We start from the raw sequence: 272 nt of genomic DNA on the forward strand, positions 1-272 counted from the left end.
TAATAAGTCTGTTTCCATGCTTTATAGCGTCGCGCATGTTATGCGTAACCATCATGGCGGTTAGATTATGTTCTTTTATAATCTGGTCAGTTATCTCAAGGACCTTTTTTGCTGTTTTAGGGTCAAGGGCAGCTGTATGCTCATCTAATAGTAAAAGCTTTGGCTTTTTTAAGGTAGCCATTAGAAGGGTCAAGGCCTGACGCTGACCATTGGATAAAAGTCCCACCTTTGTAGTCATCCGTTCTTCTAGTCCTAGACCCAAGGTCCTTAGC

At 42.3% G+C, this 272-nt stretch carries 1 protein-coding gene; it reads right to left on the reverse strand.

Translation table 11 applies throughout. From position 1 onward, the window contains the following. On the reverse strand, window positions 1–272 hold a 272-nt coding region (locus FQ664_RS26055), incomplete at both ends, for an ATP-binding cassette domain-containing protein (protein WP_144175879.1).

This window comes from Pseudomonas persica (assembly GCF_900291015.1).
Classification (GTDB): Bacteria; Pseudomonadota; Gammaproteobacteria; order Pseudomonadales; family Pseudomonadaceae; genus Aquipseudomonas.